Below are 1,472 nucleotides of genomic sequence, written 5' to 3' on the forward strand. Positions count from 1 at the left end.
CTGGTGACTATGGCGAAGAGGTCACACCCGTTCCCATGCCGAACACGGAAGTTAAGCTCTTCAGCGCCAATGGTAGTTGGGGGATCTCCCCCTGTGAGAGTAGGACGTCGCCAGGCAATATGTGAAAAGAGTAGCCCGTTGTGGTTACTCTTTTTTTTGATTTTCATTAGATGGAATGTTGGTTCGAAGAACATGTATTTGTTATTTCTCCTCGGACAGCACTGCGAGGGTAGGGAGGAGCAAGAAGGTCGAGGACGCGAAGGAGTGAAGACCGGAGTGTGGTTTCCACACGAGGATCTGAACGAGTGAAGCGGACGAAGAGATTCGCCGCTCATCACTAGCCGCAGCTTTCAGCGCCAATGGTAGTTGGGGCTCCCCCTGTGAGAGTAGGACGTCGTCAGGCAAATAGGAAGAAATAGGGGTTGCTCTCTTTTTATATGTTTGTTGGATTTCTTGGATCTGTGCTGGGGAAGCTGTGGTGTAGAGGAGATTGAGGAGTGACGCAATAAATTATAAAACGATACAAATATTTATAATTGACCGTTTCATTCGATGAATATTGCGCTCCCTTTTATGAACTTCCTTCTTTCAATACAGATTTTCCACTGAAAATTGCCTCCAAGTGTTCAATCTGTAGAATTATAGGAACTAATCCTCTAAAAACTTGCACATGAATCTACATGATGTATCATTGTGCTTCTATAACTTCAAGTGTGTTTACTATTTCACAAATTCAACTTCCAACTACAATTTCCCCCTATTATTAAAATATTAACTAAAGGAAGCTACTACCATTCTTATAATATTAATGGTGCGATCCGCAGTGGGTAGTGTGTGAAGACAATTTATTAGGAATTAAACCTCAGGGATATCCCAATGATAAGATTGATGCGCTTTATATATCAGCTTATAGAAAAAAGTATCGTGGAAGTTTGAGAGAAGGGTACTTTACTTCAGTCGATCACGTTTTGTGTATTTTCAACATCAGATACTCGTGAATCATTTTAGCCGTTTCTATTCTAGTAATGCAAGGGGGAGGTGGGATCAACCGGGTTATCTACCTTACTTTAATAATTTTGTGGAAATCTCTGTTATAAACAACTTGTGTATGGTATTCTATTTATCCGGCTAATAATAGAGTGACGTGTTCTGAAACTATGAAGCTCTGATTATAAGTGTGATGTTTCAAAAGAATAGTAGAATCAAGTTGGACGACAGTTGGCTATTAAGGACAATTTATTTATCTAGGAAGGCGCTGTTGCTGTCGTATCCCTATTAGATATCCATTCGTTTCATCGAAATACAAAAACAATCGATTTTATTTTTGAAAAGAAGTTGACTTCTACGAAGTTAACTGGTAAAGTATTATTTGTTGCCCCAAACGGGACAGCGAAACACGAAAAACTTGATGAAAACTTCTTTTAAAAAGTTGTTGACAGAGAGTAAGACATACTGTAATATAGTAAGGGTCG

General features: G+C 39.6%; 1 rRNA gene. It reads left to right on the forward strand.

Annotation, left to right across the window (positions count from 1 at the left end):
* Positions 1–116, forward strand: a 5S ribosomal RNA gene (gene rrf, locus FGG79_RS21265).
* The last annotated feature ends 1,356 nt before the right edge of the window (positions 117–1,472 follow it).

Origin of the sequence: Bacillus sp. BHET2 (assembly GCF_005938125.1) — a bacterium.
Taxonomy (GTDB): Bacteria; Bacillota; Bacilli; order Bacillales; family Bacillaceae_B; genus Rossellomorea.